The sequence below is a fragment of the Paraburkholderia sp. JPY465 genome, assembly GCF_050436725.1.
In the GTDB taxonomy this organism is placed as follows: Bacteria; Pseudomonadota; Gammaproteobacteria; order Burkholderiales; family Burkholderiaceae; genus Paraburkholderia; species Paraburkholderia youngii.
This window is the reverse complement of the sequence record NZ_JBNDMT010000003.1, coordinates 934,621-960,311: the sequence shown is the minus strand read 5'-3', so window position 1 is coordinate 960,311 and position 25,691 is coordinate 934,621. Positions and strand designations below refer to the sequence as shown.

Sequence of the window (25,691 nt, the reverse complement as noted above, 5' to 3'; positions counted from 1 at the left end):
AGTCGATGGATAAACAAGATGGTTTCCTGTCGTTGCAAGGCTGCACGGATCGGCGCGTCAGCGGTATGGTTGGGTTGCTGATCGGTGACGCTTTGGGAGTGGGATTTGAGTTCCACGACGCTGCTGACATCCCGTCGCGGGAACTGATCGAAATGTCGCCACCGCCCGCATTCCGCCGCGCACATGCCGGTGTTCCGATTGGCACTTGGAGTGACGATGGATCGCAGGCGTTGTGTCTGCTGGCGTCGCTGCTTGAACGTAGTCGGTTCTCGCTTACTGACTTCTCGGATCGACTGGTGCGATGGGCGGACGAAGGCTACATGGCAGTCGATGGAGATGTCTTCGACATCGGCATCCAGACATCGCGTGCCTTAGATCGCCTTCGAGACGGTATGTCACTGCGCGAAGCTGGTGGTGCAAACGAACGAGACAATGGGAACGGCAGTCTCATGCGTGTCCTACCGATGGCGCTGTGGCACATGGGACCCGACAGGGCTATCGTCGGTGCGGCGCACCTACAGTCGATGCCAACCCACGCACATCCGCGTTCGTTGGTCGCGTGCGCCCTGTATTCGCTTGTCGCCCGAGCCTATCTTTGGAAGATTGATGATCCGTGGAAGTGGGCTGATGAGCATCTGGAAGCCGTCTACCAGCGATGGTCCGTGGAAAGGAAACCGGACTTAACATTTCTCGCGGAACTCGATCTGATTCGGCGATTCATGAAGACTGAGATACCGCGCGGTTCGGGCTATGTTCTGGATACCCTGTTATCGGCACGAACGGCACTTGAACAGCCTACATTCGAAGATGTCGCGAAGACCGCGATCCAGTTCGGTAATGACACTGATACCACCGCTGCTGTCGCATGCGGACTCGCGGGCATCAAGAATGGCCTTGAAGGCATTCCTGTGCGATGGCTGCAACACTTGCGCGGCTATGACCTTGCCGGATCGCTGCTGACCACTTGGATCAACAGACCCATGCCGGAGTGGGTCGAAGAAGATGCGTGGGCTGGCGTTGCGGTCGATGGAGTACCGACCTTGTTGATCGACTGGTCGGAAGCCCGCGAACGGCGTCGTCGCCAGCAGTAGATTGGAAGCATATCGCCGACGCACGCGACGCCTGCGTATCCCATCCTGCCGATGCGTCCTGTTGTGTGATCGCCACGAAAAGGCTTGACAGGTCAGAAAAAGCGTGATCCAAAGTTATGGTTGTGGTATAATTGCTGCTTCGAAGGACACTAAGTATTCGAAACACTTCAACGCGATTCGAATGACAAGTAGCAATTCAACAGTTCTTCCTGCCAACGTCGATCACTGGATCGCATGGGTCGATAGCCAGCCAGTAGATGGGTGGCGAATAGTGACCCTTGGCTATCCCCTGTGGACGCAAAAAGAAATGTGGAGAAAGCCAATCGCGCAGATCATGCGTGAGTTGGACCAAACATTCTTGAAGGGAAGTTTGCGAAGGCAAAACGAGAAGTCAGGCGCATCAAAACTTCGCAGGGTCGTGGTGATGGGCGGTGATCGTGCCGCAGGTGTTGAGCTTCACGCCCATTGCCTGATTGACGGTATCGGTGACGATGCTGATTTCGAGACACGTCTGCGGGCTGCGTGGACGAAAAACGTTCGGAAATTTAATAACGCGGAAGTCCGAGAAGACAAGATTCAGGTCTTCTCGCGGCCAGCAAAAGATGGCATCGCGGAATACATGATGTACATGGTTCGAAATGAAGGAAACGATCTGAGATTTGGGGTTGATAAGATCGATATTTCGAACACATACCTTACTCCTTCCACATCCTGACGACTTGAATAACCCGCATCGTGCGTCGTGGTCGGTTTTATCTCTTATATGAAGGCAGCGTCGGCAGCACAGACGCGACATGTCATTTATGCAGTGAAGGATGTCACCACTGTTATAGATGAAGTTCTAGCCGCATGGTGAAGTCATAGTCACGTCTATAGGATTTGTTCACTCCATAATCGACAAGTGAATCAAGAAGTCGGTCAGTGTAGAAATTAAACGAATCCGAAGACGTGATGATGGGAATCCATGTAACCGGTATTGCATGAATCATGAAGATGCTTACCAATGGCACAGCCTAATGTGCATCAGGCGGTACGGTTCCAGTGGACAAAGATTGACCGGTTATCAACGAATGCCGATCAGTAGTCACTGACTTGTGCCTGCGACGACAAGTGCATGTGCAGTCGCAAGGCATGTAACCAACCTACTTCTTCTCGTTCTCAATCTCGTAGAGAAGTGCGGGCAACAGATCATCTTCGCCGGTCAGTCCCGGTCCACCGTCGTTGAAGCCGCCTTCAACGATTGCAACGGTCGGATCATCGAACTTCGGATAGACCACGCGGAAGCCGCCATGCTTGGTCTTGATGACGAAGAACCTTCCGTTGTTGGCGCGTGATGCAAACCGTCCACGATCTCCCTTTCCCTGACGCTTCGGTTCGGTCTGGTAGTGTTCATCGCAATACTTCGATGCATCGGCTTTCGACATACCAGCTTCAATCAGGTCCGCCGTCTGCTTCTTGATGAAGTCCTTTGTGACCAGACGACCGGCACCGTGCAGTTCGACCATGTCGATGAATCGTCGTAGTTGCGCCGCAAGCGCGGCACGAACACGGAACCGTTCTTCATCGGTCACGTTTGCCATCTGTTCAATTAGCGATTTCGTAAGACGAGCGACTTCCTTCGAATCGGTACCTGAATCCTTCCGTTGCTGAATCTCGATCAGCAGCCGTTCCTTCGCCGCTTCGGCGTTTGTCTTGTCGGTGGTAAGCCTGTTCAGTTGCTTCTGAACTTCCGCTTTGGTCAATTCCGTAGCACCAAAAAACAGTTCGAACAGTTTGTCGATGTTCTTCTGGATGTCGTCGATCTTTTGTTCTTCGGCGTGTAGTTGATCTTCGAGCTTCACCGGTTGCGGTCCAGTATCATTGCGAAGATCGGCAAGCAAGGCATCAAGCGACAATCCACGGCAGAACGTCAGGAAGGCGGCTTCGAACTCGTTGTATCCCCACTGAACCGCGTAGCAGCCCATTCCACGCCTAGCCGCGTCGCAGACCAAGACCTTCTTTGGCGGACGGATGGTTTCGCCTTCTGGCGTCTTGACGCGCTTCGCAGCGGCACCGGCGATGACCATGTTCGAACGCCCACAATAGCCGCATCTCAGCAGACCGGATAATAGGTTCGGAACGGTTTTCCCTTTGCGTGCGCGACCACCGCCAACCGCGTTCTGCGCACGAAATGCTTGAAGCGAATAAAACTCGTCCTTGGTGATGATCGCAGGGTAGTAGTCATCGATGGGTGGGCCGGTGATGATCTTTTTTCCGTTGAGCGTTTCGCCGGGTTGGAATTCACCGTATAGCTGCTTCGATGTCAGGATTTTTTGAATGTAGCTGCTGTGCCACGCGTTCTTCTCACCCGAGAACGCTGGCGTGCCACGTTCATTGAGCATCTTCGCGATGGCAAGCTGACCGAAGCCGTTCTTCGCAAGATTGATGATCTCCTTCACGACTTCGACGCGTTTTGGGATGTAATCAAACCGTGTCCGGTCCGCGTTCAGCTTCAACCATAGCGGGCTACGTGCCGTGAGCTTCTTCGTTGCGGCGTTCGCACGCTTGGTGTTCCACGCTGCCCTTTGGCGCTTCGATTTGGTCAGCGATTCTTCGTGCGCTCTAGCCATCACCGTGATGCTGATAATCAGGTCCATCGATACGTCAGCGCCACCAGTACGGTACACACGCCCGTCTGTCAGGGTAACGACCACAATTCCATGATCCAAGATCGAAAGAAACAGTCTCAACGCTTTATCCACTTCTGAGCGTGAAATCCGATCAAGGCTTTCCACCAGCAGGTAGCTGCCGCGTTCAACCAAGCCGCTTTCGCAGGCTTCTATGAAGTCACCAAGGCGTCCGCGTTCGACGTTGCTACCCTTGTAAGCCGATACCCCAAGGTCATGGAAGGTAAGTCTGGTGTCCAGCGTCAGCCCATGTTCAGCAGCATAGGCTTCACTGAGTTCTTGTTGCCGTCTCAGCGAGTCGCCTTTGCTTTGTTCGGGTGTAGAGAATCGGACATACGAGTAGGCGCGTGGCATCGGTAGTGCCCCAAGAGAGTGATGCATGGATTGTACCGACTATGTGTGTGTTCATCACCGCTAATTTGCCACCAGATGACTCGTGCCGGTTTCGCGCATCAATTGCCAGTCGGCGCGGCTCAGCTGGTCCTGCGCGCCGATCGCGAGCGCGACGACGATGCCGCGATGCGGCGCATCGGCGAGCACCGTGTCGATACGCGCGCGCAACGCGGCGCGCCAGCGGTCGACCAGCACGGCGAGCCCGCGCGCGCGACCGGCGAGGCGCCGCGCATGATCCGGCACGCTCACGTAACCAGTCGCGCGGACGTTGCGCGCGAGCAGACTCGCCTCGGCATCGCGCACGCCAAAATTCGCGTTGCCGTGCGGGCGCTTCAGGCGCACGGTCAGACGCCAGCGCTCGCCCGGTTCAAGCTGCGGCGCCGGGGCGTCGCGCGCGATCCAGGCGAGTTGGATCACGCGCGGGAAGGCGGCGAGCCGTGCATCGTTCGACTCAACGTCGAACAGGAAGCGCGCGCCCTTGTCGTCGCGCGTCGGCAATCCCTTGATAGTGCCGACGACCTCGATATCGCGCCCTTGCCACTCATGCGGCAGGCTCACCGCGAGCCGCGTTTGAGCGCGCAGAGCCGCATAGCCGAAGCCGACGCAGATCGCCGCGCACCATACAGCGCCCCAACCGGCCACCCGCCGCATGCGGGCATCGCGCCATACACGGCTAGCGAACTGGTGCGACAAGCGCCGCTCGTTTTCGAGCCGGTACGCCGCGCCCGCTCCAGCGCCACGCAAACCCCACCCGGCAACGCCGGCGGCGGCACAGCCGGCCAGTATCAACGCCCACCATCCGCCCGCATCCGGCAACGTCGCCTGCCGCTGCAGCCAGATCACACCCAACGCAAATCCACACCAGACTGCCCGCATCCGCCCTCCGCGCCTCTGGCGTCGGGCGTCGTCACGCGCCGGCGAGCAGGCAGCGGCGAGCCCGCCGGGCGTGGGCGTCGCCCGGCGCGAACCCATTCGATCAACCGAATCGATTATGCAGAGGAAAGCGCGAGTCGCGGCAGCGCGGCGAGCGCGTTAGCCGTTGTGCCAAGGGCGGCTGCGTCGGAAGTGACACCGCGCAGTTGCGCGAGGCTCGCCCCGATCGCCGGAATCTGCTCTGGCGAATTGCGCTGCTTGTACATCCACGATGGCGCGATATCGGGCGCGTCGGTCTCGACGACCAGCGCGTCGAGCGGCAGCTGTTCGGCGAGTCGGCGGATCTGCCGCGCGCGCTCGAACGTCAGGTTGCCGCCGAACCCGAGATGCAGGCCCTGATCGATATATGCCTGAGCCTGCTGGAAACTGCCATTGAACGCGTGCGCGATGCCGTGATGGATCTGGTGCCGGCGCAGTCCCGCGATCACCTGATCCTGCGATTTGCGTACATGGCAGATGACCGGCAGATCGAATTCGCGCGCGAGCTCCAACTGGCCGTTGTAGAAAAATTGCTGGCGCGCATCGTCGAGACCGTCGACGAAAAAGTCGAGCCCGATCTCGCCAATGCCGACGAAGCGCGGATCGTCGAGGCTCGCCTCGATCTCCATGCGCAGCAGGTCGAGGTCGGCGTCGACGGCGCCTGGCGTGTACATCGGATGAATGCCGAGCGCGTACGCGCCGCCGTCGACGCGGTGCGCGAGCTCGCGCACCGCCGCGAAGTTCTGTCGCCCGATCGCCGGAATCACGATGCGCGACACGCCCGCATCGCGCGCGGACGCCGCAACCGCGTCACGGTCGGCGTCGAACTCCGAAGCGTCGAGATGGCAGTGCGTATCGATCCACATGGGTTGTCTCGCTGGCAATGGGACCCGACCGAAGGTGGGCCGGCGGTTCGCGGCGGCGGTCGGTCATCCGCGGATCGCCCGCAACGACCGTGCCGGGGTTTGACTCAACCCCGGCTCAAGCCGGGCTCAGACCGGCACCGGCGGCTCTTCGTGCAGCACGCCGTCACGCAGCCGCATGATGCGATCGCAGCGCCCCGCCAGCTCCGGGTCGTGCGTGACGATCACGAAGCTCGTCTCGAGCGTGCGCGATAGTTCGAGCATCAGGTTGAACACGGTGTCGGCGGTGCCGCCGTCGAGGTTACCGGTCGGCTCGTCGGCGAGCACGCAGGCGGGCTTCGTGACGAGCGCGCGCGCGATCGCGACACGCTGACGCTCGCCGCCCGACAGCTCGCCCGGCCGATGCTTCGCGCGATGCCCCATGCCGACGCGCTCGAGCACCGCCATCGCCTCACGGCGCGCGACTTCGGTCGTCTCGCGACGAATTCGTAGCGGCATCGCGACGTTATCGAGCGCGGAAAACTCCGGCAGCAGATGGTGAAACTGATAAACGAAACCGAGCGCGCGATTGCGCAGGTCGTTGCGCTCGCGCTCGGAGAGCTTCGTGAACGGCTTGCCGAGCACCGACACCTCGCCTGCGCTCGGATCGTCGAGACCGCCGAGCACGTGCAGCAGCGTGCTCTTGCCGGAGCCCGACGCGCCGACGATCGCGAGCTTCTCGCCGCGCCGCACGGCGAGTTCGGCATTGTTAAGCACCTGCACGTTCAGGCCACCCTGCACGAACGATTTGGAAATGCCGGTGGCTTCGAGCACGTACGGATACGACGCGGGGTCCTGAGCGGTCATGGATGAATCGGTTGAGGGATGGACGAGGCGGTCATTCATAGCGCAGCGCCTCCGCCGGACGGACCTTCGCGCCGCGCCAGCTCGGATACAGAGTCGCGAGCGCGGACAGCACGAATGCGATGATGCCGATGCGAGCGACGTCGGCCGGAACCAGCTCGGACGGCAACTCGCTGATGAAGTACACCGACGGCGGCAGGAACTGCACGCCGAGCAGATGCTCGATCATCGGCACCAGCCACGGGATGCTCCACGCGATCAGACAGCCGAGCGCGACGCCGGTCGCAGTGCCGATGAAACCGATCGTCACGCCCTGCACGACGAAGATCTTCATGATCGAGCCGGGCTGCGCGCCGAGCGTGCGCAGGATCGCGATATCGGCCTGTTTGTTGGTCACCGTCATCACCAGCGACGACACCAGATTGAACGCGGCCACCGCAATGATCAGCGTCAGGATGATGAACATCATGCGCTTCTCGATCTGCACCGCCGAGAACCAGGTCTTGTTCTGCTGGGTCCAGTCGCGAATGTACAGATCGCCCGACAGCGTGCGCGCGAGCTGACGCGCGACTTCCGGCGCGCGCTGCATATCGGTGAGCCTCAGCCGCACGCCGGTCGGCGCAGGCAGCCGGAACAGCGCCTGCGCGTCCTTGATGTTGATCAGCGCGAGCGTGCTGTCGTATTCGTAGTGGCCCGACTCGAAGATGCCGACCACCGTGAACTGCTTCAGGCGCGGCAGCATGCCGGCCGGTGTGATCGTGCCTTCGGGCGCGACGAGCGTGATCTTGTCGTTCAGCTGCACGCCGAGATTGGCCGCCAGATCGGCGCCGAGCACGATGCCGAAGTCGCCGGGCAGGAGGTCGGTCAGCTTGCCGCCCTTCATTTCCTTGCCGATATCGGACACTTCCGGCTCGAGCGTCGGCTCGATGCCGCGCAATGCGACGCCGCTCACCGCATCCTGGCGCGTGAGCAGCGCCTGCGCCTCGACGTAGGGCGCCGCGCCGATCACCTGCTGGTTCTGCCGCGCTTCCTTCGCAGTCAGTTGCCAGTCGGGCATCGAACCGGTCGGCGAAAAGATCTCGACGTGCGCGAGCACCGACAGCATGCGGTCGCGCACCTCTTTCTGAAAGCCGTTCATCACCGACAGCACCACGATCAGCGCCGCGACGCCAAGCGCGATGCCCGACATCGACACCAGCGCGATGAACGATATGAAGCCGTTACCGGTCGTGCGTTTACCGGCGCGTGTGTAGCGCCAGCCAATCTGCCATTCGTAGGGAAATTTCAAGCGAATCCTTTTGTGCGTTCTTCGACTGTGTGTCGGGAGCGGCAAACATCGAGCGTGTGCCGGGCGGCCCGAGCGTCGTGATCGTTGGGCTCGCGGCGGCGCCGATCGTTCCTCGCCCGGCCGGCCGCTGTGCGGCTGCGCCGGCGCATGGAGGCGTGGCGGCACGGTGCGCCACCGCTGCCGCGTCCAGCGATCAAGCGCGAAGTTTGCCACACAATGCCGCCCGCTCGCGCAAAGCTCATGCCTCGGTACGCGATCGATAAACCAGCCGTGCTTGGTCGAAATACTCGCACCGTTTGCCCTACAATGCGCAGCATCATGCCTGCCGACCGCCTCCATCTTCTGCTGCCTTTCGCGCTGCCCGCCGCGGCCGACGCCTCCACCGCGCTTCACGACATCCATAGTCCCGCCCTCGACACGCTGATCGCGCGCGCGACGCTGATCGAACGCGTGATCGGCGAGGATTTTCAGCGCACGCTGCCGCACGAGCGCTGGGTCGCGCGACAATTCGGCGCGCTGCCTGATGGCGCAGCGGGCGCCTCGGCCGCCGCCGACGAAGCCCCGCTCGCGCCCTACATGCTGCGCGCCGACGGCGGCGAACCCGGCAGCGCGACGTGGGCGTGCGTGCAGCCGGTGCACGTGCACATCGCGCACGACCACCTGGTGCTGATCGATCCCGCCTCGCTCGATCTATCGGATGAAGAAGCGGCCACGCTGCTCGCGCTCGCGCGTCCGCTGATCGAGGAACTCGGCGTGCGCGTCGAAGCGCCGAAGCCGACCCGCTGGTATCTGTCGAGCGACGCGTTCGGCACGCTCGCGGGCGCGTCGCCGTTGCGCGCGAGCGGCCGCAACATCGAGATCTGGCTGCCGCACGAAGCGCATTCCGGCGAGCGCTCGCGCGCATGGATGAAGCTGCAGAACGAAGTGCAGATGGCATGGTTCGAGCATCCGGTCAACGAAGCGCGCGAGGCACGCGGGCTGCCGGCCGTCAACTCGATCTGGTTTCACGCGCAAGGCGCCGCGCGGCCGGTGCGCAGTCCGTTCGCGCGGGTGCTGTCCGACGCCGCCGCGACGCGCGGCCTCGCGCTCAGCGCGGGGATCGCGCCAGGCGCGCCGCCGGCGTCGTACCGCGAACTGCCGGCGGCGCTGCGCGGTGCAACCGACGGCAGCGGCAGCGGCGCGACACTCGTCGAACTCGATCCCTTCTCCGCGCCCTACATCGAACAGGACTGGGCGCGCTGGAACCAGGCATTCGCCGCGCTGGAGAGCGACTGGTTCGAGCCGGCTCTCGCGGCGCTACAGGCGGGCGAACTCGCCGAGCTCGGCCTCACGCTGTGCGGCGACACCGGCTCGGTGACGTTGAGCGTCACGCGCGGCGACCTGCGCAAATTCTGGCGGCGGCGCGTGCTGGCCTCGCTTTTCATCGAATGATCCACGGCCCTTCCGCATGACCCGAATCGTTACGCGCCCCTGCTCCCCTGTCGACGCCGACGTGCTGACCCGCTGCGGCATGCATCCGGTGCTCGCGCGCCTGTACGCATCGCGCGGCGTGTGCCTGCCCGAAGAGGTCAAGACCGGCCTCGCGCGGCTCGTGCCGCCCGCCGACCTGAAGGGCTGCGACGCGGCCGCCGCGCTGCTCGCCGACGCGCTCCAGCAGCAGCGCCGCATGCTGGTCGTCGCCGACTACGACTGCGACGGCGCAACCGCCTGCGCGGTCGCGGTGCGCGGACTGCGCATGTTCGGCGCGCGCATCGACTATCTGGTGCCGAACCGCATGGAGCACGGCTACGGACTCACGCCGGACATCGTCGAGCTGGCGGCGCGCAGCGCGGCCGGCAAGCCCGATCTGCTGATCACCGTCGACAACGGCATCGCGAGCGTCGACGGCGTTGCCGCCGCGAACGCGCTCGGCATCGACGTGCTGGTCACCGACCACCATTTGCCCGGCGACGAATTGCCCGCCGCGCGCGCGATCGTCAATCCGAACCAGCCGGGCTGCACGTTCCCGAGCAAGTGCCTGGCCGGCGTCGGCGTGATGTTCTACGTGCTGCTCGCGCTGCGTGCCGAACTGCGCCGCCGCGGCGCGTTCGGCGACGCGCTGCCCGAGCCGCGCCTCGACGGTCTGCTCGATCTGGTCGCGCTCGGCACCGTCGCCGACGTCGTCAAGCTCGACGGCAACAACCGCGTGCTGGTCGCGCAAGGTCTGCAGCGCATCCGCAAGGGTCGCATGCAGCCGGGCATCGCCGCCCTCTTTCGCGCCGCCGCGCGCGATGCGCGCAACGCGTCCGGCTTCGATCTCGGCTTCGCGCTCGGACCGCGCCTGAACGCTGCGGGACGGCTGTCGGACATGTCGCTCGGTATCGAATGCCTGACCACCGACGACGTCGGCCGCGCGTGGGAGCTCGCGCAGCAGCTCGACACGATGAACCGCGAGCGCCGCGAAATCGAGGCCGGCATGCAGCAGCAGGCGCTCGACGACCTGTCGACGGTCGACCCAGACGGCGCGACCACCATCACGCTGTTCAATCCGGGCTGGCATCAAGGCGTGATCGGCATCGTCGCGGGACGGCTGAAGGAAAAATTCCACCGCCCGTCGTTCACGTTCGCGCCCGCCGACGATACCGGCGTGCTCGTCAAGGGCTCGGGCCGCTCGATCCCGGGCTTCCATCTGCGCGACGCGCTCGATCTGATCTCGAAGCGCGAACCGGACCTGATCGTTAAATTCGGCGGCCATGCGATGGCCGCGGGCCTGACGATCGCCGCCGCCGACGTGCCGCGCTTCACGGCCGCGTTCGAGGCGGTCGGCCGCGAATGGCTGTCCGCGGAGTCGCTCGCGCGCACCGTCGAAACCGACGGCGAGCTCGAAGATGCGTACTTCACGCCGCAATTCGTCGAGATGCTCGACGCGGCCGTGTGGGGCCAGGGCTTTCCGGCGCCGGTGTTCTCCGGCGAATTCGAGGTCGCCTCGCAGGCGCTCGTGAAAGACAAGCACCTGAAGCTGCAACTGCTGCGCGGCCGCCAGCGCTTCAACGCGATCTGGTTCAATCACACCGATACGCTGCCCGCGCGCACCACCGTCGCCTACCGGCTATCGAGCGACACGTGGAACGGCGTGTCGCGCGTGCAACTGATCGTCGAGCACGCGGTGAGCTGAAATCTTCCGCAAAATCAATCGCGAACACGCGCCGGATCGCCCGCGGGGCTCCGGCGCGGCGTGCCGATCGGCTATAATTTCTCCTTTTTACGAAGCTATAAAAGATCGACATGGAAGCGGAACGTCTCAACGCGATCGAAGCCTCTCTGGCCGACCTGCGCAAGCGCGCGGACGACCTACGGGGGTATCTTTGACTACGACGACAAAGCACTGCGTCTAATCGAAGTCAACCGGGAACTCGAAGACCCGGACGTCTGGAACGATGCGAAGCACGCCCAGGCACTCGGTAAAGAAAAAAAGCTGCTCGACGACACGGTCGGCAAGCTCACGTCGATCACCAACGACGTGAACGACGCGCAAGACCTGTTCGACATGGCGCGCGAAGAAGCCGACGACGAAACGCTGCTCGCCTGCGAAGCCGATGCACAGGCCATCGAAGCGCGCGTCGCCGACATGGAATTCCGCCGGATGTTCGCGAACCCGGCCGACCCCAACAACGCCTTTCTCGACATCCAGGCCGGCGCCGGCGGCACCGAAGCGTGCGACTGGGCGTCGATGCTGCTGCGCCAGTATCTGCGCTACTGCGAACGCAAGGGCTTCAAGACCGAAGTGCTCGAGCAGACCGAAGGCGACGTCGCCGGCATCAAGAACGCGACGATCAAAATCGAAGGCGAATACGCATACGGCTTCCTGCGTACCGAAACCGGCGTGCACCGCCTCGTGCGCAAGTCGCCGTTCGACTCGTCGGGCGGCCGGCATACGTCGTTCTCGTCGGTATTCGTGTACCCGGAAATCGACGACTCGATCGAAGTCGAAATCAACCCGGCCGATCTGCGCATCGACACCTACCGTGCTTCGGGCGCGGGCGGTCAGCACATCAACAAGACCGACTCGGCGGTGCGTATCACGCACATGCCGTCGGGCATCGTCGTGCAGTGCCAGAACGACCGCTCGCAGCACCGCAACCGCGCCGAAGCGATGGCGATGCTGAAATCGCGCCTGTACGAAGCGGAAATCCGCAAGCGTCAGGCCGAGCAGGACAAGCTCGAAGCGGGCAAGACCGATGTGGGTTGGGGCCATCAGATCCGCTCGTACGTGCTCGACAACAGCCGCATCAAGGATCTGCGCACCAACGTCGAAATCAGCAACACGAAGAGCGTGCTCGACGGCGATCTCGATCCGTTCATCAGCGCGAGCCTGAAACAAGGCGTCTAAGCGCGCACGGCGGCGCGGCCACGTCCAACGATCGGGACCGCGCTTGCCTCGTTTTCCAGTACCGCCTGAGGCTTTTACACTGACTGGCTTCCCGCTTCGCGGCGCACGCCGCGGCGGGCCACCGAATACCAAATCATCATGACTGAACCGACCCAGCCGACTGTCGTGCCCGAAGTGGACGACAACAAGATCATCGCCGAGCGCCGCGAAAAGCTGCGCGAGCTGCGCGAGCAAGGCGTCGCCTATCCGAACGATTTCCGTCCCACGCACCACGCCGAAGATCTGCAGTCGCAGTACGAGCACGCCGACAAGGAAGCACTCGAAGCGAATCCGCTCGAAGTCGCGATCGCCGGCCGCATGATGCTCAAACGCGTGATGGGCAAAGCAAGCTTCGCGACCGTGCGCGACGGCTCGGGTCAGATCCAGTTCTTCATCACGCCGGCCGACGTCGGTCAGGAAACCTACGACGCGTTCAAGAAGTGGGACATGGGCGACATCGTCGCCGCGCGCGGCGTGCTGTTCCGCACCAACAAGGGCGAGCTGTCGGTGCGCTGCACGGAGTTGCGTCTGCTGTCGAAGTCGCTGCGTCCGCTGCCGGATAAATTCCACGGTCTCGCCGACCAGGAAATGAAGTACCGCCAGCGCTACGTCGATCTGATCGTCACGCCGGAAACGCGCCGCACGTTCGTCGCGCGTACGAAGGCAATTTCGTCGATCCGCAAGTACATGGCCGACGCGAACTTCATGGAAGTCGAAACGCCGATGCTGCACCCGATTCCGGGCGGCGCGGCGGCCAAGCCGTTCTCGACGCACCACAACGCGCTCGACATGCAGATGTTCCTGCGCATCGCGCCGGAGCTGTATCTGAAGCGTCTGGTGGTGGGCGGCTTCGAGCGCGTGTTCGAGATCAATCGTAATTTCCGCAACGAGGGCGTGTCCGTGCGCCACAACCCGGAATTCACGATGATCGAGTTCTACGCGGCCTACACCGATTACAAGTGGCTGATGGACTTCACCGAGCAGCTGATTCGCCAGGCCGCGATCGATGCGCTCGGCACGGCCACCATCACCTATCAGGGCCGTGAGCTCGATCTGTCGAAGCCGTTCCATCGCCTCACGATCACGCAGGCGATCCAGAAATACGCGCCGCAATACACGAACGAGCAGCTCACCGACAGCACGTTCCTGCGCGCCGAACTGAAGAAGTTCGGCGTCGATGCCTCGCAGCCGCAGTTCCTGAACGCGGGCATTGGCTCGCTGCAACTGGCGCTGTTCGAGGAGACCGCCGAGTCGCAACTGTGGGAGCCGACCTACATCATCGACTATCCGATCGAGGTGTCGCCGCTCGCGCGTGCGTCGGACAAGGTGGAAGGCATCACCGAGCGCTTCGAGCTATTCATCACCGGCCGCGAAATCGCCAACGGCTTCTCCGAGTTGAACGATCCGGAAGATCAGGCCGCGCGCTTCAAGAAGCAGGTCGACCAGAAGGACGCCGGCGACGAGGAAGCGATGTTCTACGACGCGGACTACATCCGTGCGCTCGAATACGGCATGCCGCCGGCGGGCGGCTGCGGTATCGGCATCGACCGTCTGGTGATGATGCTGACCGATAGCCCGAGCATCCGCGACGTGATTCTGTTCCCGCATCTGCGTCGCGAAGATTGAGCGACGCTGAGCGCGAGTAGTCGCTGCGTTTCGCGTGCAATGTGATGGTTTTGACGAACGCCCGGTCGATACCGGGCGTTTTCTTTGTGCGCGCGTTTTCGCTTGGCGGGACCGATTTCTGCTAATGGACGTTTTGTAACCGGCGGTAAAAGCTGCTCCAGTGCGCGCAAGTCGCCGTGGTCGCAAGGGCCTGAAAAGCTTGCTGACACAAAGGCGCGCCGCGTAGAGGCCACCGGCCTTCGGCCAAGCCCGCCATCGAGGCGGTTACAAATAGAAACGCTGCCCGGATCGAATTGCCCGACACTGAATCTCACAAGGAGTCGGCTCTGTCAGAAACGGAGGCCCCACATGGACACCCCTACTCATCAACCCACGCAGCCACGTCGTCTTCATCCGTTGATCGCCGTCGCCGCCGGCGCGGTGCTCGTCGCGAGTCTCGTCGCCACCGCGGCAATCACCGGCGTGTTCCCAAAGGCGTCGGGCAACGGCGCACAAAACGATCAGACACAGGCAGCGCAGGTCAGCACGCAAGTGCCGGGCGTCGTCGATTCGGCCGCACCGGTCAATCCAACCGCGCAACAGCAGCAGGGGCAGGCTCAGCAAGCGGCGCAGCCCGCTCCAGCCGCGCTCCCCGCTCCGGCGCAGCAACAGCAATACGCGCAGCAGCAACAGGCGCAGGCCGCACCGCAGTCGCAGTACGCGCAACAACCCGGGCCGCAAGCAGCGCCCCAGTACGCGCAGCAGCCGGCGCCGCAAGCCGCTCATTGCTCGACTTGCGGTACCGTCGTCGCGATCTCGGCGGTTCGGCATGAAGGACATGGCACCGGTATTGGCGCGGTCGGCGGCGCGGTGGCCGGTGGCGTCGTCGGCAACCAGTTCGGGGCCGGCGGCGGGCGTACCGCGATGACGCTGCTCGGCGCGCTCGGTGGCGGGCTCGCCGGCAACTCGGTCGAAAAGCATCTGCGCAGCACGACGTCGTATTCGGTGCGCGTGCACATGGAAGACGGCAGGACGCGCTACTTCACCTATCACGAGGCGCCGCCGTTTCACGACGGCGAGCGCGTGCGCGTGCAGAACGGCGGCCTCGTCGCCGACTGATATCGGCTGCCTCACTCACGCGCTCCACTCTCGTCAACGCAGCCAAGAAAAAAGGCGATTCCATCGGAATCGCCTTTTCTTTGTAGTTCGATGAATCGGTTCGAACGCGCGTTCAATAATCCGCGTCTTCGATCCACGCCGCCTGAATCGCTTCGAGAATCTTTTCGCTGGAGCGGTTCGGATCGTCGTCGAAGCCTTCGAGCTCCATCACCCAGCGATGCAGGTCGGTGAAACGCACCTGCTGCGGATCGACATCCTGATGCTTATCGGTCAGAGCCATCGCGATTTCTTGCGTATCGGTCCACTTCATGGCGGCGCCCTCCTGTTAGTGGTTTTCCTTCGCGTGATTGATCGAGTAACGCGGAATTTCGACGACCAGATCCTGCTCGTCCGGCATGATCGCCTGGCACGACAGGCGCGAAGCCGGTTCGAGCCCCCATGCCTTGTCCAACAGATCGTCCTCGTCTTCCTCGGACGGCGTCAAGGCGGCGAAACCCTCACGCACGATCACGTGACAGGTCGTGCATGCGCACGACTTCTCGCACGCATGCTCGATTTCGATACCGTTATCGAGCAGGTTGTCGCAGATGCTCTTGCCAGGAACGGCGTCGATCACCGCGCCTTCCGGGCACAGTTCGACGTGAGGCAGCACAACGATTTGAGGCATACAGTTTCCGTTTGGGTCTGAGGCACAGCGGCTGCCAGCAATGCCGCGTGCAGGCTCCGTACCATTTTACTGGCGCCGCGCGGACTTTTTAAGTCCACGCGGCGCGCTCCGGTGATTGGTGCGACGTTCGCAGTTCGTTCGCCCGTTCAGATCTCGTCGAGCTTGCGCCCCGACAGCGCGCGGCGAATCCCCTTGTTCATGCGGCGCGCGGCGAACTCGTCGGTGCCTTCGGCGAGCGCCTTCGTCGCGGCTTCGATCGCGCCGACGTCTTCGCCCGACGCGACATTGCGCAGCGCGGCGAGCAGCGTGTCGAGTTCGGCGCGTTCGCTGTCGTCGAGCAGTTCGGCGTCGGCGGCGAGCGCCGCGTCGGTCGCTTCGACGAGACGCTGCGCTTCGACCTGCGCCTCGCGCAGAGCGCGCGCGCGCATATCGACTTCAGCGGTCGAAAAGCTGTCTTCCAGCATGCGCGCGATGTCGTCGTCGGCAAGGCCATACGAAGGCTTCACGACGACCGACGCCTCCACGCCCGACGCGAGTTCGCGCGCGAACACGGACAGCAGGCCGTCGGCGTCGACCTGATAGGTCACGCGAATGCGCGCGGCGCCCGCGGCCATCGGCGGAATGCCGCGCAGCTCGAAGCGCGCGAGCGACCGGCAATCGCTGACGAGCTCGCGCTCGCCTTGCACGACGTGAATCGCCATCGCGGTCTGGCCGTCCTTGAAGGTCGTGAAATCCTGCGCGCGCGCGACCGGAATCGTCGAGTTGCGCGGAATGATCTTCTCGGTGAGACCGCCCATCGTCTCGACGCCAAGTGACAGCGGAATCACGTCGAGCAGCAGCCACTCGTCGCCTTCCGCGCCGCGGTTGCCAGCGAGCAGATCGGCCTGGATTGCCGCGCCGAGCGCGACGACCTGATCCGGATCGAGATTGACGAGCGGCGGCTGGCCGAAGAACGCCTCGACCGCGCGGCGGATCACCGGCATGCGCGTCGCGCCGCCGACCAGCACGACGCCCTTGATGTCCTTCGTGGTGACCTTCGCGTCGCGCAGCGCCTTCTTCGTCGGACCCAGCGTGCGTTGCACCAGCTCGGCCGTGATGGTCTCGAAGGTGGCTTCGTCGATCGTCAGATCGAGCGCGGTGCCGTTGGCAAGCGTGAGCTTGAGGTCAGCCTTCGGCGCGCTCGACAACGCCTCCTTGGCCTCGCGCACGCTATCGAGCAGCAGGCGCACGTCGTGCGGTGCGAGCGTCTGCGGAGCGATGCCGGCCTGTTCGAGCACATGGCGGTACAGCGCATGATCGAAGTCGTCGCCGCCGAGCGCGGAATCGCCGCCCGCCGCCAGCACTTCGAACACGCCCTTGGTGAGCTTCAGGATCGACAGGTCGAAGGTACCGCCGCCGAGGTCGTAGACCGCGTACAGACCTTCGGCGCCGTTGTCGAGACCGTAGGCGATCGCGGCCGCGGTCGGTTCGTTCAGCAGCCGCAGCACGTTCAGCCCCGCGAGGCGCGCAGCGTCTTTCGTCGCCTGGCGCTGCGCTTCGTCGAAGTAAGCGGGCACCGTGATCACCGCGCCGACCAGTTCGTCGCCGAGCGTGTCTTCGGCGCGCTGGCGCAGCGTCGCGAGAATTTCAGCCGATACTTCCACCGGGCTCTTCACGCCGTCGACGGTGCGGATCTGCACCATGCCGGGTGCGTCGATGAAGTCGTACGGCGCGTTTTCGGCGCCTTCCACCTCGGCCTTGCCGCGGCCCATGAAGCGCTTGACCGACACGATCGTATTGCGCGGGTCGCTGGCGGCCTCGGCCTTCGCCCGGCGGCCGATGCGACGGCCGCCCTGTTCCAGGTAGCGCACCACCGACGGCAGCAGCACGTGCCCGTCTTCGTCGGGCAGCACATCGGGCACGCCGCTGCGCACGGCGGCGACGAGGGAGTTGGTGGTGCCGAGATCGATACCGACCGCCAGACGCCGCTGGTGAGGCGCCGGCGCCATGCCGGGTTCGGAGATTTGCAATAAGGCCATCTGGATCTTCTCGGGGACGTTGTGCCCCGTCCTGAATGTTCGCGTTGCTGGGGGTGATGCCACGGCTCGCGGCCGGGTTTTTGTTTGTCGCTTGCTACATCGCTGCCTGCTGGTGCTGCTTCGGCGTGGTGCTGCTTGCCTGCGCCGCGCTCTTTGCCCGCGTCGCACGAAACCGCGCTAGCCTTCGAGCCGCTCGATCTGCGCGTCGATTTCCGACGCGACGCGCTCGATGAACATCATCTGCCGCACCGCCTCGGCCGCCGCCTGGTTCGCACCGCTGTCGAGCGATGCGCCGAGCTTGTCCAAGCGCTGGCGTTCCTCGTCGCGCAACTCCGTGAGCAGCGCGTCGAGCGCGTCGACGTTCTTCGCCGCTGCCGCATCCTCGATGTTCTCGCGCCACTCCATTTGCTGCATCAGGAACGCGGGCTCCATCGCCGTGTTGTTCTCCGCGCCGACGTTGATGCCGCGCAGCGACAGCAGATAGGTCGCGCGCTTGAGCGGATCGCGCAGCGTCTGATACGCCTCGTTCGCGCGCGTCGCCCATTGCATCGCGATGCGCTTTTGCGCATCGCCGGCCGCCGCGAAGCGATCCGGATGCACCTGCGCCTGCACGGTGCGGTACGCATGATCGAGCGTGCTCGCGTCGAGCGCGAATTGCGCCGGCAGACCAAACAGATCGAAGTGGCTGTCGTTCAGCGATGCCATCGGATTAAAGTCCGTTGATGAAAACCTGGTGGGGAAACGTTGGGCCGTGTCAGGCGTGTGCGCTTCACGTGGGCGCGGATCAAACTAAAAAGGCGGCCCGCGCCGCCTTTGATCCGCCGCACGCGGAAAGTAACGAATCTAGACGCGGAACGACTCGCCGCAGCCGCATTCGTCTTTCACGTTCGGGTTGTTGAACTTGAAGCCTTCGTTCAGCCCTTCGCGCGCGAAGTCGAGCTCCGTGCCGTCGATATACGCGAGACTCTTCGGGTCGACGACGACCTTCACGCCGCCTGTCTCGAACACCTGATCTTCCGGCGCGAGTTCGTCCACGTACTCGAGCTTGTAGGCGAGGCCCGAGCAACCGGTGGTGCGCACGCCGACGCGCAACCCGATGCCTTTACCACGACGGGTCAGATACTTCTGGACGTGCTGTGCTGCCTTTTCGGTCAACGTAATTGCCATAACGTTTCTCAGTTGCCGGAGTGCGCGGCGCGTATTCGCGCCCCGCTCACCGGTTGCTTCGTTCTTACCTTGTTGCCGCTCAGGCGGCCTTGCCGTCTTCGGCAACCGCCGCTTCGCCGTGGCGCTGCTTGTAGTCGGCGACCGCTGCCTTGATCGCGTCTTCCGCGAGAATCGAGCAATGGATCTTCACCGGCGGCAGTGCCAGTTCTTCGGCGATCTGCGTGTTCTTGATCGACATGGCCTGGTCGAGCGTCTTGCCCTTCACCCATTCGGTGACGAGCGAGCTCGACGCGATGGCCGAGCCGCAGCCGTAGGTCTTGAACTTCGCGTCTTCGATAATGCCGTCCGCACCAACGCGGATCTGCAGCTTCATCACGTCGCCGCAGGCCGGCGCGCCGACCATGCCGGTACCGACCGTATCGTCGTCCTTGGCGAAGGAACCGACGTTGCGCGGGTTTTCGTAGTGGTCGAGGACCTTGTCGCTATAAGCCATGATTACACTCCTTGATTCGTTTCAACCTGCAATCCGATGAACGTTCGACGTCGATTTCGTTCCGCGGGCGCGTTAGTGCGCGGCCCACTGGATGGTCGACAGATCGATGCCGTCCTTGTGCATTTCCCACAGCGGCGACAAATCGCGCAGCTTGGAAATCTTCGTCTTCAGCAGGTTGATCACGTAGTCGATTTCCTGCTCGGTCGTGAAGCGTCCCACCGTGAAGCGGATCGAGCTGTGCGCCAGTTCGTCGTTGCGGCCAAGTGCGCGCAGCACGTACGACGGCTCCAGCGACGCCGACGTGCACGCCGAGCCCGACGACACCGCGACGTCCTTCACCGCCATGATCAGCGATTCGCCTTCGACGAAATTGAAGCTGATGTTCAGATTGTGCGGCACACGCTTTTCCATGTCGCCGTTCACATACACTTCCTCGATTTCCGACAAGCCTTTGAGCAAACGGTCACGCAGCATGCGGATGCGCTCGTTTTCGGTCGCCATCTCTTCACGCGCGATACGGAACGCTTCGCCCATGCCGACGATCTGGTGCGTGGCGAGCGTGCCCGAACGCATACCGCGCTCGTGGCCGCCGCCGTGCATCTGCGCCTCGATACGGATACGCGGCTTGCGACGCACGTACAGCGCGCCGATGCCCTTCGGGCCGTAGGTCTTGTGCGCCGAGAACGACATCAGGTCGACCTTCAGCTTCTGCAGATCGATCTGGATCTTGCCGGTGGCCTGCGCCGCGTCGACGTGGAAAATGATGCCCTTTTCTCGCGTGATCTCGCCGATCGCCTCGATGTCCTGGATCACGCCGATCTCGTTGTTGACCGACATTACCGACACCAGAATCGTGTCCGGGCGCAGCGCCGCCTTGAATGCGTCGAGGTCGATCAGACCGTCGTCCTTGACATCGAGATACGTAACTTCGAAGCCTTCGCGCTCGAGCTCCCGGGTCGTGTCGAGCACGGCCTTGTGCTCGGTCTTCACCGTGACGATGTGCTTGCCCTTGCTCTTGTAGAAGTGCGCGGCACCTTTCAGAGCGAGGTTGTCCGACTCCGTCGCACCCGAGGTCCAGATGATTTCGCGCGGATCGGCATTCACGAGTGCGGCGACTTGCTCGCGCGCTTCCTCGACCGCGCGCTCGGCCGTCCAGCCATAAGAGTGGCTTCGCGACGCGGGGTTGCCGAACTGCTCGCGCAGATACGGAATCATCTTGTCCACCACACGCGGATCGATCGGCGTCGTGGCGCTGTAGTCCATGTAGATGGGCAGATGGAGAGAGTCGTTGTTCATCAATTGCTCCGGGGACGTCATGTGCTCTGGCTTCTGGATTCGATATGGGGCTGCGGCGGAAGATTTCCTATTGCGCGCCGCGCTTCACGATCCGGCCATGTTGAAAACGGAATTGGGACCCTTGGGCGCCACGCGGACGGGTTCGACCGCCGGCGCGTCGCTGCGCCTGTCGCGCAGCACCGCCGGCGCGCCTTCGCGCGAACGCTGCTGGTCGACCAGATCCTTCAGCGAGACCGAATCGAGGTATTCGACCATTTTCTGGTTCAGCGTCGACCACAGCTCGTGCGTCATGCAGTGGCCATCGTGCTGCTTGGTCCCTTCGCACGTGCCCTTGCCGCCGCACTGGGTGGCGTCGAGCGGCTCGTCGACCGCGATGATGATGTCGGCCACCGTCACCTCTTCGGCACGGCGCGCGAGATTGTAGCCACCGCCGGGTCCGCGCACGGACTCGACGATTTCATGACGGCGCAGCTTGCCAAACAGCTGCTCGAGATACGACAGGGAGATGTGTTGGCGCTGGCTGATGCCCGCAAGCGTCACCGGGCCCTGCCCCTGGCGCAACGCCAGGTCGATCATCGCCGTGACGGCGAAACGGCCTTTCGTGGTGAGTCTCATATGATGTGGGAACCGCAATTCTCGACAAGTTTGGTCAAGTATAAATACATGACCGATTTAGTCAAGTATGGGCGGTAAATTTTGTGTCAGCTGCTTAATTGATTGCCCTACTTCGGCGCCAGGCCGCACGCGTGACGTTCGCGGCATGTCCGCGTTTGTCCGCACGCGTGCATCACCCGGGTTGTTCGCCCCGATACCTACGCGAGCAATTGCGGGCGCAGCGCGGCGATCAGCCCGCGGCAAGCTGCTTCGCACTGATCGAGCACCAACTCGAAGCCTTCCGCGCCACCGAAATACGGGTCGACGACCTCTCGCGCGCCGCTCCAGCGCCCATCCGACTCCGGCACGAACTCCATCAGCAGACGGATCTTGTCGCGCTGAGCGGGCGGGCAGATCTGACGCAACGCGGCGACGTTGCGGTCGTCCATGGCAATCAGCAGATCGAAGCGCTCGAAGTCCGCGACCGTGATCTGGCGGCCGCGCAGCGCGTCGAGCGTATAGCCGCGCTGGCGCGCCGCGTGTTGCGCGCGTTCGTCGGGCGGCGCGCCGATGTGCCAATCGCCAGTGCCGGCCGAATCGATCAGAATGCGGTCCGCGAGCTTCGCCTCGTCGACCAGATGACGCATCACGCCCTCCGCCGTCGGTGAACGGCAGATATTCCCGAGGCAAACGAAACAGATGGACACAGTTTTCATCAGGGATTCTTCGACGCTCCAGGCGCCGCGCGTGAGGTCGTCAGCCAGTCAGCGGACTGCGCCGCGATTATACAAACCTCGACGGATTCGCGCCGGGTGTGGTACAGCCGCGCACGCGCAGCGGGCTTCGTACCGCCACAGTTCGCCGTCCTGCTTACGATGCCTCGGCCAACGGGGTCGCCGCGGCGGCAGGCAACGGTTTGGCCGGCAGTGCCGACGCGGTGTCGATCATGCCGTACGACACGGCGCGTGCGAGTTCGGCGGTCAGATGGTTGGCGTCGAGCGGCATCTGCGAAGCGCGCGAAGAGGTATGGCCGTTGACGTGCTGATACGCGAGCACCGCGAGCGATACAACGATGGCAAGAGGCCAGTACACCGCTATTGTCTTTTTCATGATGTGTTTTCCAATTAGGGGCGCATGAGCTTTTGGCGCACTATGCCCAGCCGAAATCCTATAGGAATTCACAATCAGGAAAAACCCGCGCGCGCGGGATAGATCGTTGCTCGAAATGGAACAGTCAATTGAGAGCGCTGCGAGGAACGACTGGGCACCGCTGGCACGAAAAAGAAGAGCTTACAAACTCATACAAAACCGGCGCGACGGAAAGCGATAATGATGGTCTTATTCTTACATCGACATTTCTTTGCACTTGCAACTGGTCCTACAAAATGAAACGCATTGCACCTCTCGCTGGTCTCGTGGCCGCCGCGCTGGTCGGCGGCTGCGCGGTCTATCCGGACGGCACGCCGATGTATGGCAACGGCTACGGCGCCTATAGCGGCTATGACGGTTACGCGCCGGGCGCCGCGGTCGTGCCGCAAACCAATGTGTACCTCGGCTACAGCGATTACGGACCAGGACGCTACTACGGCCCGCCGCCGGGCCCGGGCTTTCGCGGTCATCCAGGCGACAACGACTGGCACCACGGCAATCACGGCGACGATCGGGGCAACAATGGTGGCGGTCCTGGACAGCCGCACGGCGGGCCACCGCCGCAGGGCGCAGCGGGCGGTCCGCACGGCCCCAGCGGCGCCAATGGCGGCCCGCGCCCCGGCGCAGGTGGCCCGCCGCCGTCCCAGCCGCAGCCACAGCCGCAAGCAGGCAACGGCGGTCGGGGCAACGACTGGGCGCGAAATCCGCCTGCCCGTCACCCGGGGCAACCGACGGAACATTGAGGACCGTCCGGCGCTGAGCTAGTCTCGCCCGCGCCCACGGTGATGGCAGCGTGAGCTCGCAGCCGTCAAACCACTCCCGCTGCCGCCGGCTCAGCCAAGATGGCTGCGCTGCGCGGCATACAACTCCCGGAACGTACGACCCACCGGCGCTGGCATGTCGCGCGTATCGGTCCAGCCCGCGCCCCCCAGCGGCAGCTTTGCAATCGACCGATTGCGCCCACCCAGGCGCTCCAGCACCCGCACGGCGAGTTTCGTGAAGAGCGCATAGGCATCGGGATGCAGCGCGAGCCAACCCCACAGCGCCAACCCGGCGCGCTCCTTCCAAGGCCGCAGGTGGCGCTCCATCTGCTTTTCGCGCAGCTTGCGCAACAGATCGGACAACGGGATACCGACCGGGCACACGCTATTGCATTCGCCGCACAACGTTGCTGCTTGCGGCAAATCGAGCGCCTTGTCGATGCCGACATAGCTCGGCGTCAGCACCGAGCCCATCGGCCCCGGATACACCCACCCATACGCATGGCCGCCGACCTTCTGATACACCGGGCAATGATTCATGCACGCGCCGCAGCGGATGCAGCGGAGCATCTCCTGAAAGTCTCCGCCGATCAGCCCAGTTCGGCCACCGTCGACGAGCACCACGTACATATGCTCGGGCCCGTCCTGATCTCCCGCGCCTCGCGGCCCGGTCAGCACCGAAAAATAGTTCGAGGTGGCCTGCCCGGTTGCCGAGCGCGGCAGCAGGCGCATCGCGGTCGCGAGATCCTCGAGCGTCGGCAGAACCTTTTCGATGCCGGTGACAGCGACGTGCACGCGCGGCATCACCGTGCACATGCCCTCGTTGCCCTCGTTGGTCACGACCACCACCGAGCCCGTTTCCGCGATGACGAAATTGCCGCCCGTCACGCCCATGTCCGCGCTCAGAAAGTGCGGCCGCAGCATCTCGCGCGCCTCGCGCGTCATGTCGGGAATCTCGGTGAGCCGCGGCCGACCGTGGGTCTTCGCGAACAGATCGGCGATCTCGTCCTTATCCTTGTGAACCACCGGCGCGATGATGTGGCTCGGCGGCTCGTTGTCGTTGATCTGCAGGATGTATTCGCCCAGATCTGTTTCGATCGACTGCACGCCCATCTGCCCGAGCACTTCGTTCAGGCGCATTTCCTCGGTGACCATCGACTTCGTCTTGATCACCTTCTTCACGTCGTGCCTGCGGGCGATGTCGCCGACGAGCCGTGCGGCCTCCTGCGTGGTCTCGGCGAACAGCACCGTCACGCCGCGCCTAGTCGCCTCGCGCTCGAAGGTTTCGAGCCACACGTCGAGATTCTCGAGCGCGCGATTGCGACGCTCCTTGAGCGCCGCGCGGGTCGCCGGAAAGTCGATCGCGGTGATCGCGCTCGCGCGCGCCGACACGAACTTCGTGGACAGCTTGGTCAGGTTCTGCTGCAGGCGCTGGTCGGCGAGTTTCTGACCGGCGCGAGCCTTGAACTGCATCGATTGGACTTGCATGGCGGCCCTGATGAAATCGGATTGAAACGCGCGGCGTATCCGCGCGCGACGCAATGCGTGAAAGACGAGAGACACGCGACGCGACCAATGGCCGGGTTCGCCGCGCGGGGCTTACACGTCGCCGGCCAGCACCTGCGCGATGTGCAGCACGCGCGTCGTGGAGTCGCCCTGACGGCGCAGCCGCCCTTCGATATTCAACATGCAGCCGAGGTCGCCGAGCACGACCGTACCGGCGCCGCTCGCCGCGATGTTGGCGCACTTTTCGTCGACGATCGCGGTCGAGATATCGCCGTACTTGACCGCGAACGTGCCGCCGAAGCCGCAGCAATGTTCGCAGTCCTTCATCTCGGTGACCGACACGCCGACCTGCGCGAGAAGTTCGCGCGGCTGCGCCTTGACGCCCAGTTCCCGCAAGCCCGAACATGAGTCGTGATAAGTCACCTGTCCTGGGAACTCGCCCGGTTGCAGCTGCACCTTTGCGACATTGACGAGGAAGTCCGTCAGTTCGAACACCTTGCCGCGCAGGCGGCCGAAACGGTTCATCAGTTCGGGATCGTCGCGGAACAGGTCACCGTAGTGCGCGCGGATCATGCCGCCGCACGAGCCCGACGGCACCACCAGGTAGTCGAACTGTTCGAACTCGCGCAGCGTTTTCTCGGCGAGTTCGCGCGCGAGCCGGCGGTCTCCCGAGTTGTAGGCGGGTTGCCCGCAACAGGTTTGCGCAGGCGGCACCACGACCTCGAAACCGGCGCCTTCGATCAGCTTGATGACCGAAAAACCGATCTCGGGACGCATCAGGTCGATCAGGCACGTGACGAACAATCCGACTCGCATGAGCCCTCCTTTCGGGGAAACGTCCCTGATTATCCG

The 25,691-nt window shown here is 63.4% G+C and carries 24 protein-coding genes and 1 pseudogene; 8 read left to right on the top strand and 17 right to left on the bottom strand.

What is annotated here, in order from left to right:
- Window positions 1-5 precede the first annotated feature (5 nt).
- Together QFZ94_RS19015 and QFZ94_RS19010 are read left to right on the top strand one after the other, a co-directional pair.
- Window positions 6-1,091 (top strand): ADP-ribosylglycohydrolase family protein, encoded by a 1,086-nt coding sequence (locus tag QFZ94_RS19015; protein WP_429458779.1) that lies wholly within the window; start codon window positions 6-8, stop codon window positions 1,089-1,091.
- 181 nt (window positions 1,092-1,272) lie between these two features.
- A complete protein-coding gene (locus tag QFZ94_RS19010; RefSeq protein WP_429458777.1) occupies window positions 1,273-1,806 on the top strand; it encodes a hypothetical protein in 534 nt (177 codons plus the stop codon).
- 427 nt (window positions 1,807-2,233) lie between these two features.
- Here the strand turns inward: QFZ94_RS19010 and QFZ94_RS19005 are convergent, their stop codons facing one another.
- From QFZ94_RS19005 to QFZ94_RS18985, 5 genes and pseudogenes are all read right to left on the bottom strand, one after another.
- The gene (locus tag QFZ94_RS19005; RefSeq protein ID WP_429458775.1) at window positions 2,234-4,111 is read right to left on the bottom strand and encodes a recombinase family protein; all 1,878 of its coding nucleotides are present in this window, start codon (window positions 4,109-4,111) and stop codon (window positions 2,234-2,236) included.
- Between the two features lie 66 nt (window positions 4,112-4,177).
- Window positions 4,178-5,026, bottom strand: a pseudogene (locus tag QFZ94_RS19000) (ComEC/Rec2 family competence protein); the annotation flags it as partial.
- Between the two features lie 113 nt (window positions 5,027-5,139).
- Entirely contained in the window at window positions 5,140-5,928 is a 789-nt protein-coding gene (locus QFZ94_RS18995; protein ID WP_368586050.1) for a TatD family hydrolase, read from the bottom strand.
- Between the two features lie 126 nt (window positions 5,929-6,054).
- Entirely contained in the window at window positions 6,055-6,771 is a 717-nt protein-coding gene (lolD, locus tag QFZ94_RS18990; protein ID WP_018435427.1) for a lipoprotein-releasing ABC transporter ATP-binding protein LolD, read from the bottom strand.
- 31 nt (window positions 6,772-6,802) lie between these two features.
- Window positions 6,803-8,056 (bottom strand): lipoprotein-releasing ABC transporter permease subunit, encoded by a 1,254-nt coding sequence (locus QFZ94_RS18985; protein ID WP_368586049.1) that lies wholly within the window; start codon window positions 8,054-8,056, stop codon window positions 6,803-6,805.
- Between the two features lie 306 nt (window positions 8,057-8,362).
- Here QFZ94_RS18985 and QFZ94_RS18980 point away from each other — a divergent pair, with 306 nt between their 5' ends.
- The 5 genes from QFZ94_RS18980 to QFZ94_RS18960 all read left to right on the top strand — a co-directional run bounded on the left by QFZ94_RS18980 (window position 8,363) and on the right by QFZ94_RS18960 (window position 15,188).
- Window positions 8,363-9,487 carry a regulator gene (locus QFZ94_RS18980; protein WP_368586048.1) on the top strand — a complete coding sequence of 375 codons (1,125 nt, stop codon included), beginning with the start codon at window positions 8,363-8,365 and terminating at the stop codon, window positions 9,485-9,487.
- 16 nt (window positions 9,488-9,503) lie between these two features.
- Window positions 9,504-11,210: a single-stranded-DNA-specific exonuclease RecJ gene (gene recJ / locus QFZ94_RS18975; RefSeq protein ID WP_429458772.1), complete on the top strand. Its 1,707-nt coding sequence runs from the start codon at window positions 9,504-9,506 to the stop codon at window positions 11,208-11,210.
- Between the two features lie 110 nt (window positions 11,211-11,320).
- A protein-coding gene (prfB, locus tag QFZ94_RS18970; protein WP_013089810.1) for a peptide chain release factor 2 occupies window positions 11,321-12,425 on the top strand; the annotation gives its coding sequence in 2 pieces (ribosomal slippage) (window positions 11,321-11,401 and window positions 11,403-12,425; 1,104 coding nt in all).
- A gap of 138 nt (window positions 12,426-12,563) precedes the next feature.
- A complete protein-coding gene (lysS, locus tag QFZ94_RS18965) occupies window positions 12,564-14,090 on the top strand; it encodes a lysine--tRNA ligase (RefSeq protein WP_368586046.1) in 1,527 nt (508 codons plus the stop codon).
- Window positions 14,091-14,438: 348 nt separating this feature from the next.
- Window positions 14,439-15,188 (top strand): glycine zipper 2TM domain-containing protein, encoded by a 750-nt coding sequence (locus QFZ94_RS18960; RefSeq protein WP_429458770.1) that lies wholly within the window; start codon window positions 14,439-14,441, stop codon window positions 15,186-15,188.
- A gap of 112 nt (window positions 15,189-15,300) precedes the next feature.
- Here the strand turns inward: QFZ94_RS18960 and iscX are convergent, their stop codons facing one another.
- The 10 genes from iscX to QFZ94_RS18910 all read right to left on the bottom strand — a co-directional run bounded on the left by iscX (window position 15,301) and on the right by QFZ94_RS18910 (window position 22,533).
- Window positions 15,301-15,498: a Fe-S cluster assembly protein IscX gene (iscX, locus tag QFZ94_RS18955; RefSeq protein WP_008922031.1), complete on the bottom strand. Its 198-nt coding sequence runs from the start codon at window positions 15,496-15,498 to the stop codon at window positions 15,301-15,303.
- A gap of 15 nt (window positions 15,499-15,513) precedes the next feature.
- A complete protein-coding gene (gene fdx, locus QFZ94_RS18950; RefSeq protein WP_013089813.1) occupies window positions 15,514-15,855 on the bottom strand; it encodes an ISC system 2Fe-2S type ferredoxin in 342 nt (113 codons plus the stop codon).
- 146 nt (window positions 15,856-16,001) lie between these two features.
- Complete coding sequence (hscA, locus tag QFZ94_RS18945; protein WP_429458768.1) at window positions 16,002-17,873, bottom strand: Fe-S protein assembly chaperone HscA; 1,872 nt, start codon at window positions 17,871-17,873, stop codon at window positions 16,002-16,004.
- A 177-nt stretch (window positions 17,874-18,050) separates the two neighbouring features.
- Window positions 18,051-18,578 carry a Fe-S protein assembly co-chaperone HscB gene (gene hscB / locus QFZ94_RS18940; RefSeq protein ID WP_368586762.1) on the bottom strand — a complete coding sequence of 176 codons (528 nt, stop codon included), beginning with the start codon at window positions 18,576-18,578 and terminating at the stop codon, window positions 18,051-18,053.
- A 138-nt stretch (window positions 18,579-18,716) separates the two neighbouring features.
- Complete coding sequence (iscA, locus tag QFZ94_RS18935) at window positions 18,717-19,040, bottom strand: iron-sulfur cluster assembly protein IscA (RefSeq protein ID WP_129959361.1); 324 nt, start codon at window positions 19,038-19,040, stop codon at window positions 18,717-18,719.
- A 79-nt stretch (window positions 19,041-19,119) separates the two neighbouring features.
- The gene (iscU, locus tag QFZ94_RS18930; RefSeq protein WP_013089817.1) at window positions 19,120-19,533 is read right to left on the bottom strand and encodes a Fe-S cluster assembly scaffold IscU; all 414 of its coding nucleotides are present in this window, start codon (window positions 19,531-19,533) and stop codon (window positions 19,120-19,122) included.
- Between the two features lie 72 nt (window positions 19,534-19,605).
- The gene (locus tag QFZ94_RS18925) at window positions 19,606-20,829 is read right to left on the bottom strand and encodes an IscS subfamily cysteine desulfurase (RefSeq protein ID WP_368586761.1); all 1,224 of its coding nucleotides are present in this window, start codon (window positions 20,827-20,829) and stop codon (window positions 19,606-19,608) included.
- Between the two features lie 84 nt (window positions 20,830-20,913).
- A complete protein-coding gene (gene iscR, locus QFZ94_RS18920) occupies window positions 20,914-21,444 on the bottom strand; it encodes a Fe-S cluster assembly transcriptional regulator IscR (RefSeq protein ID WP_429458765.1) in 531 nt (176 codons plus the stop codon).
- 197 nt (window positions 21,445-21,641) lie between these two features.
- Window positions 21,642-22,139 carry a low molecular weight protein-tyrosine-phosphatase gene (locus QFZ94_RS18915; protein ID WP_368586760.1) on the bottom strand — a complete coding sequence of 166 codons (498 nt, stop codon included), beginning with the start codon at window positions 22,137-22,139 and terminating at the stop codon, window positions 21,642-21,644.
- A 154-nt stretch (window positions 22,140-22,293) separates the two neighbouring features.
- Window positions 22,294-22,533: a hypothetical protein gene (locus QFZ94_RS18910; protein ID WP_368586759.1), complete on the bottom strand. Its 240-nt coding sequence runs from the start codon at window positions 22,531-22,533 to the stop codon at window positions 22,294-22,296.
- A gap of 275 nt (window positions 22,534-22,808) precedes the next feature.
- On the opposite strand from QFZ94_RS18910, the gene QFZ94_RS18905 reads away from it, so the two are divergent.
- Window positions 22,809-23,315, top strand: coding sequence for a hypothetical protein (locus QFZ94_RS18905; protein ID WP_368586758.1), 507 nt, complete (start codon window positions 22,809-22,811; stop codon window positions 23,313-23,315).
- Window positions 23,316-23,405: 90 nt separating this feature from the next.
- On the opposite strand, the gene QFZ94_RS18900 is transcribed toward QFZ94_RS18905, so the two are convergent.
- Both QFZ94_RS18900 and QFZ94_RS18895 read right to left on the bottom strand, forming a co-directional pair.
- The gene (locus QFZ94_RS18900) at window positions 23,406-24,821 is read right to left on the bottom strand and encodes a lactate utilization protein B (RefSeq protein ID WP_429458762.1); all 1,416 of its coding nucleotides are present in this window, start codon (window positions 24,819-24,821) and stop codon (window positions 23,406-23,408) included.
- A gap of 111 nt (window positions 24,822-24,932) precedes the next feature.
- Window positions 24,933-25,655 (bottom strand): (Fe-S)-binding protein, encoded by a 723-nt coding sequence (locus tag QFZ94_RS18895; protein WP_429458760.1) that lies wholly within the window; start codon window positions 25,653-25,655, stop codon window positions 24,933-24,935.
- Between the last annotated feature and the right edge of the window lie 36 nt (window positions 25,656-25,691).

What these genes read in the sequence shown, in the direction of transcription:
- QFZ94_RS19015 (WP_429458779.1), top strand. Translation starts at nt 6, where the DNA reads ATGGATAAACAAGATGGTTTCCTGTCGTTGCAAGGCTGCACGGATCGG.
- QFZ94_RS19010 (WP_429458777.1), top strand. Translation starts at nt 1,273, where the DNA reads ATGACAAGTAGCAATTCAACAGTTCTTCCTGCCAACGTCGATCACTGG.
- QFZ94_RS19005 (WP_429458775.1), bottom strand. Translation starts at nt 4,111, where the DNA reads ATGCCACGCGCCTACTCGTATGTCCGATTCTCTACACCCGAACAAAGC.
- QFZ94_RS18995 (WP_368586050.1), bottom strand. Translation starts at nt 5,928, where the DNA reads ATGTGGATCGATACGCACTGCCATCTCGACGCTTCGGAGTTCGACGCC.
- lolD (WP_018435427.1), bottom strand. Translation starts at nt 6,771, where the DNA reads ATGACCGCTCAGGACCCCGCGTCGTATCCGTACGTGCTCGAAGCCACC.
- QFZ94_RS18980 (WP_368586048.1), top strand. Translation starts at nt 8,363, where the DNA reads ATGCGCAGCATCATGCCTGCCGACCGCCTCCATCTTCTGCTGCCTTTC.
- recJ (WP_429458772.1), top strand. Translation starts at nt 9,504, where the DNA reads ATGACCCGAATCGTTACGCGCCCCTGCTCCCCTGTCGACGCCGACGTG.
- lysS (WP_368586046.1), top strand. Translation starts at nt 12,564, where the DNA reads ATGACTGAACCGACCCAGCCGACTGTCGTGCCCGAAGTGGACGACAAC.
- QFZ94_RS18960 (WP_429458770.1), top strand. Translation starts at nt 14,439, where the DNA reads ATGGACACCCCTACTCATCAACCCACGCAGCCACGTCGTCTTCATCCG.
- iscX (WP_008922031.1), bottom strand. Translation starts at nt 15,498, where the DNA reads ATGAAGTGGACCGATACGCAAGAAATCGCGATGGCTCTGACCGATAAG.
- fdx (WP_013089813.1), bottom strand. Translation starts at nt 15,855, where the DNA reads ATGCCTCAAATCGTTGTGCTGCCTCACGTCGAACTGTGCCCGGAAGGC.
- hscA (WP_429458768.1), bottom strand. Translation starts at nt 17,873, where the DNA reads ATGGCCTTATTGCAAATCTCCGAACCCGGCATGGCGCCGGCGCCTCAC.
- hscB (WP_368586762.1), bottom strand. Translation starts at nt 18,578, where the DNA reads ATGGCATCGCTGAACGACAGCCACTTCGATCTGTTTGGTCTGCCGGCG.
- iscA (WP_129959361.1), bottom strand. Translation starts at nt 19,040, where the DNA reads ATGGCAATTACGTTGACCGAAAAGGCAGCACAGCACGTCCAGAAGTAT.
- iscU (WP_013089817.1), bottom strand. Translation starts at nt 19,533, where the DNA reads ATGGCTTATAGCGACAAGGTCCTCGACCACTACGAAAACCCGCGCAAC.
- QFZ94_RS18925 (WP_368586761.1), bottom strand. Translation starts at nt 20,829, where the DNA reads ATGAACAACGACTCTCTCCATCTGCCCATCTACATGGACTACAGCGCC.
- iscR (WP_429458765.1), bottom strand. Translation starts at nt 21,444, where the DNA reads ATGAGACTCACCACGAAAGGCCGTTTCGCCGTCACGGCGATGATCGAC.
- QFZ94_RS18915 (WP_368586760.1), bottom strand. Translation starts at nt 22,139, where the DNA reads ATGAAAACTGTGTCCATCTGTTTCGTTTGCCTCGGGAATATCTGCCGT.
- QFZ94_RS18910 (WP_368586759.1), bottom strand. Translation starts at nt 22,533, where the DNA reads ATGAAAAAGACAATAGCGGTGTACTGGCCTCTTGCCATCGTTGTATCG.
- QFZ94_RS18905 (WP_368586758.1), top strand. Translation starts at nt 22,809, where the DNA reads ATGAAACGCATTGCACCTCTCGCTGGTCTCGTGGCCGCCGCGCTGGTC.
- QFZ94_RS18900 (WP_429458762.1), bottom strand. Translation starts at nt 24,821, where the DNA reads ATGCAAGTCCAATCGATGCAGTTCAAGGCTCGCGCCGGTCAGAAACTC.
- QFZ94_RS18895 (WP_429458760.1), bottom strand. Translation starts at nt 25,655, where the DNA reads ATGCGAGTCGGATTGTTCGTCACGTGCCTGATCGACCTGATGCGTCCC.